The 4,970-nt window shown below is 73.7% G+C and carries 4 protein-coding genes; all 4 read right to left on the reverse strand.

The window, feature by feature from the left end; genetic code table 11:
* Positions 1-1,104 (reverse strand): Wzz/FepE/Etk N-terminal domain-containing protein (locus IE249_RS13570; RefSeq protein WP_229858462.1); only part of this gene is annotated, 1,104 nt, incomplete at its 3' end.
* 2 nt (positions 1,105-1,106) lie between these two features.
* A complete protein-coding gene (locus tag IE249_RS13575; protein WP_189705063.1) occupies positions 1,107-2,504 on the reverse strand; it encodes a Wzz/FepE/Etk N-terminal domain-containing protein in 1,398 nt (465 codons plus the stop codon).
* Positions 2,494-3,765: a glycosyltransferase family 4 protein gene (locus tag IE249_RS13580; RefSeq protein WP_189705064.1), complete on the reverse strand. Its 1,272-nt coding sequence runs from the start codon at positions 3,763-3,765 to the stop codon at positions 2,494-2,496. Before IE249_RS13580 ends, IE249_RS13575 begins: the two co-directional genes overlap by 11 nt.
* A partial coding sequence (locus IE249_RS13585; RefSeq protein WP_229858369.1) for a nucleotide sugar dehydrogenase occupies positions 3,755-4,970 on the reverse strand: 1,216 nt, incomplete at its 5' end. The genes IE249_RS13585 and IE249_RS13580, both read right to left, overlap by 11 nt.

Consider the following 4,970-nt stretch of genomic DNA (forward strand, 5'->3'; position numbering starts at 1 on the left):
GGCGAGTTCCTGACCGGGCAGGCCGTCGACGACGGCCACCGGGCCGTCCGCGGCCAGCGCCCTCGCGAGGTTCAGGGCGATCACGCCGGTGCTGCGCGCACAGCCCAGTTCCAGCAGTGACACCGGTTCCGCCGAGCCGCGCACGGCGCGGGCCAGGGTCCCGGTGAGCCGTTCGCCGGCCGCCCGGGTCCGCCTGCCCCGCGGCCAGGCCGTCCGGCGGGGCGTACGGCGCAGCTCCGCGACGACCGAGGCGCCCAGGTTCGCCGCGATGTCCCGGCGCAGCACCGGGCGGTCCGCGACCACCGTGCCGACCGCCGCCACCGCCAGTCCGAGGACGAGCCCGAGGACGAGCCCGACCGCCGCGTCGGTGGCCGCGGCCTTGGGCAGGGAGTGCGGTACCAGACGCGGGTCGTCCACGATCTGCGTGCCGGCGGCCACCTTGGGCGTGCCGGTGCGCGCCTCCGCGGCGCGCTGGTCGAAGTCGGCGATGCGGGAGTTGAGTTCGGCCCGGCGGGCGAAGAGCGACTCGATGGCCGCCGACGCCTTGGGGTCGCCGTCCGGCGCCCGGTTCCCGATCGACTTGTTGACCTGGGCGAGTTCGTTCCGCATACGGTCGCGCTGGTCGAGCAGGGCCTGCGCCTCGGCCTTCGCCTCCGCCAGCATCCGCTCCACGTGGTCCGCGACGAACGCGTCGGCCAGCGCCTTGGCCCGGGCCACCGCGTCCGCGTCGCTGTCGCCCGTCACCTCGATCTGCAGCACGTTGTTGGTCAGGCCCGTCCCGCGGTACTCCTGGAGGAAGTCCTCCGGTTTCTCGGATGACTTGAGGGTCTTGAGGGCTCTGGCCGCGATCCGTGTGGTCCCCAGCACCTGGACGTCGGTGCGGATCAGTGTTCCGGTGTCGTTCGGCTGGTCCTCCTGGTGGGCGACCAGCACCTTGGTCACCGCGGTCGGCGGCGCAGGCAGCAGCACGGCCACGGCCGCGCCGATCAGCAGGCCCAGCAGGGCCATGGCGGTCCACAGGCGGCGGCGCCTGCGCACCGAGACCACCAGCGACTGAAGGTCCAGCAGCGGAGCGGCGGCCGGTGACTGGGGAGTGTGGGGCATCGTCACACCGGACCTCCGCTCGCGTGGGCGTGACCCGCGAGCGCCGCGTCGGCGTCCTCCGCGGGAGGCCCGGCCGGCCGCGCCGGACGGGCCCGTACCGCGCCGGCGACGACGACGCCGACGATGTCGTGCCCGCCGTCCGCGCACGCCTCGGCGATGCCGGCGAGCTCCTCGGCGGTCCGGCTCCCCGCGCTGAGCACGACCAGGACGCCGGCCTCGGCGCCGCGGTCCGGCACCGTCGGCCGGGACGCCGAGACCTCCACCACCCGCAGCGCGGGATACCCCTTGCTCGAAGAGCTCGGGGCGGGGCCCCTGTCGGCCTCGGCGGAGAGCTGCCCGGCGGCCCGGCGCGCGATGTCGTCGCCGTCCGGTACGACGACCAGCAGCCGCCGGGGAGGCGGCAACCGGTCCCGGAGGCGGGCGCACACCCGCCGGTAGCGGATCCGCCGTCCGGCCTCGTCGCCCGACGTCCGCGGGGCCGGCACGTCCCACCGGGTGTCGACGCCCAGCAGCCGCCGGAGCCGGGCCCGCGCGCCACGTCCCTCCGGCCGGCGCGCGGACCGTTCGGCGGGTACGTCCACGGTGCCCAGCACCGCCGAACCCAGCGCCGCGGCGATCTCCGCCTCGGTGCGCGGCCGGCGGTTCGCCCGGGCGGCGACCAGATGGCCGATGACCCCGGCCAGGAGGAACAGCAGCGCCCCGGCGGCGATCAGCTGCGTCCTCGTCGGGGGCGCCTCACCGGTCGGCCGGGCCGCCGGGCCCATGACGACCATGCCGCCCTTGTTGGTCACCGGGTCGGCCTCGTCCAGCTTCTTCATGGCGTCCTGCAGCGCGGTGCGCAGCTTCTCCAGCTCGGTGCGGGCCTGCACGCTCTCCACGGTCCGCCCCGGATCGGAGGCGCCGGCCAGGTCGCTGATGCTGCGGTTGGTCTGCTCCACCTGCTGCCGCAGCGCCTCGGGACCCGCGGAGGCGTCGGAGTCGGTGCTGTTGCCCGCGATCTGCGCGGCGAAGGAGACGAACTGCTGGGCCACCTGGTCGGAGAGCCGCTGCGCGCGCTCCGGGGTGTCGGCGGTGCCCGAGACCTTGATGATGTTGCCGTCGGTGGCCTTGGCGCTGACCTGGCCGTGCAGCTCGCCCGCGCTGACGCCGCTCCAGTGCAGCGTGACGGCGGCGCGGTCGACCACCGTCGAACTGCTCGCGATCTCCGCCTGGGTCAGCAGCTCGCGCTGCTCCCACTGACCGGGCAGCAGTACGGACGTCGTGGCGGTGTAGCGCGGCGGGAGCAGCACCGAGGTGCCGTAGCCGGCGAGCGCGCCCAGCAGGGTGAGGATCGCGAGGATCCGCCGGCGCCGACGGAGCATCCTCCCGATGGTGACCAGGCGTATCGTGTCATCGCTCAATGGTGCTGTCGCCTCCTGTCCGGGCAGGGTCGCCCGCCGGCGCCGCGGCGCGGTCACGGCAGGCGGCGGCGTACGCGGCGAGCAGCTGTTTCTGCGAGTTGCGCCAGGAGAGCCGCCCGGTGATCCGTTCCTGGCCGGTCCTGCCCATCCGGGCCCGCTGACCGGGATCGTCCAGCAGCAGCGCGACGAGCTTGGCGAACGCGGCCTCGTCGTTGGCGGGCGCGTAGACGGCGGCGTCACCGGCGGAGACGCGGGCCTCCTTCAGGTCGAAGGAGACGATCGGCCGGCCCATCGCCATGTACTCCAGGACCTTGTTCATGGTCGAGACGTCGTTGAGCGGATTGCGCGGGTCGGGGGAGAGGCACACGTCCGCGGTGGACAGGTAGCGCACCAGGTCGGCGTCCGGAACGCGCCCGGTGAACTGCACCTGGTCGCCGAGCCCGAGCCGCCCGGACAGCTCCACCATCGCGTCGAAGGCGTCGCCGGCGCCGACGAACACCGCGTGCCAGTCGGTACGTCCGAGCTCGTCGCGCAGCTTGGCGAGCGCCCGCAGGGCGTAGTCGACGCCGTCCTGGGGGCCCATGACGCCGAGGTAGCACAGCAGATGGGGCTTGCCGCGCTTCAGCTCCGGTTCCGGCGGCACCGGCCGGAACCGGTCGGTCTGGGGCGCGCTGCGCACCACGAACACGTCCTCGGGACGCCGGCCGCCACGGCGTACCGCGACGTCCTTGTAGCTCTCGTTCGTGGCGATCACGACGTCCGCGGCCCGGTACGTCATCCGCTCCAGCGCGCACACCGCCCGGTAGAGCAGGTCCTCGCCGCGGCCGAACCGGGAGAGGTACAGCTCGGGCACCAGGTCGTGCTGGTCGAAGACGAACCGCGCGCCGCGCCGCTTCAGCCACAGGGCGGGCAGGAACAGCAGGTCGGGCGGGTTGCAGGCGTGCACCACGTCGACCGGGCCGACCCTGCGGGCCAGCCGCGCCGTGTGCCACAGCGCCGAGCCGTACTCCCGCAGATAGCCGGCCGGTCCTCCGGTGGCCGCGCGCAGCGGGTAGCGGTGGATCCGCACCCCGTCGATCTCCGCCTCCGGCTCCGTGTCCCGCTTGCTGCCGCGCGGGCAGATGACGTGCACCTCCCAGCCCGCGTCGCGCAGCGTCGTGCACTCCTGCCACACCCGCCGGTCGAAGGGCACCGACAGGTTCTCCACGAGGACCAGCGCGCGCCGCCCCGTCCCCTCACCGCTGCTCGCGTCACCAGGCAAGGCCCACGTACCCCGGTTCGGCCCGGCGCGCCTCGGCGTCGGGAAGGCGGACGAGATCGATGAGCACCGGGCCCCCGCCATGGGGCAGCGCCGACAGCACCGCCGGGTCCTTGGTCCCCACCAGGCACACCTCGGCGTGCTCCAGCACCTCGTCGACGGAGTCCGCGAGGAGCTGCGCGAGGTGCGGCAGCCGGGTCTCGATGTACTCGCGGTTCGCGCCGAGCAGCCTCGACAGGCTCACGTTGGCGTCGTAGATCCGCAGGTCGTACCCCTTGCCGTGGAGCCTTTCCGCCAGTTCGACGAGCGGGCTCTCGCGCAGGTCGTCGGTGCCGGGTTTGAAGGACAGCCCGAACAGGCCCGCCCGGCGCTTGCCGGTGCGCTCGACCAGCTCCACCGCCCGTTGCAGATGGGCCGAGTTGGAGGGCAGCACATGGGAGAGGATGGGCACCGAGACGTCGGCCCGCTGCGCCGCGTGGACGAGGCTGCGCAGGTCCTTGGGCAGGCAGGAGCCGCCGAAGGCGAAGCCGGGCCGCAGATAGGCGGGGCTGACGTTGAGCTTGCGGTCGGCCAGGAACACGTCCATCACCTGGTGCGAGTCCACCCCGAGCGCATGGCACACCGCGCCCAGCTCGTTCGCGAAGCCGATCTTGAGGCCGTGGAAGGCGTTGTCCGCGTACTTGATCGCCTCGGCCGTCGGGACCGGCACCCGGAACACCTCGCCGGGCAGGCTCTCGTAGAGCGACGCCACCACGTCGCCGCTGGCCGGGTCGAGTTCTCCGATGACGGTCTTGGGCGGATCGAAGAAGTCCCGCACGCTCGTGCCCTCGCGCAGGAACTCCGGGTTGACCGCGACCCCGAAGTCCACCCCGGCCGTGCCGCCGACGTACTTCTCCAGGATCGGCACCAGCAGGTTCAGACAGGTGCCCGGGAGCATGGTGCTGCGGTACACGACGGTGTGCCGGCCGCCCCGCTCGGCGAGCACCGCGCCGATCTGCTCGGTGACCCGCTCCAGGTACGTGGTGCACAGGCTCCCGTTGGGCTCCGAGGGGGTGCCCACGCAGACCAGCGACACCTCGCTGCCCAGGACCGCCTCGCGGACGTCGCCGGTGGCGCGCAGCGCCCCGGTCCGCACCACGTCGGCGATGAGCTCGCCGATGCGCTCCTCGACCACCGGGGCCTTGCCGTCGTTGACCAGGTCGACCTTC

This window comes from Streptomyces anandii JCM 4720 (genome assembly GCF_014650655.1).
Taxonomy (GTDB): Bacteria; Actinomycetota; Actinomycetes; order Streptomycetales; family Streptomycetaceae; genus Streptomyces; species Streptomyces anandii.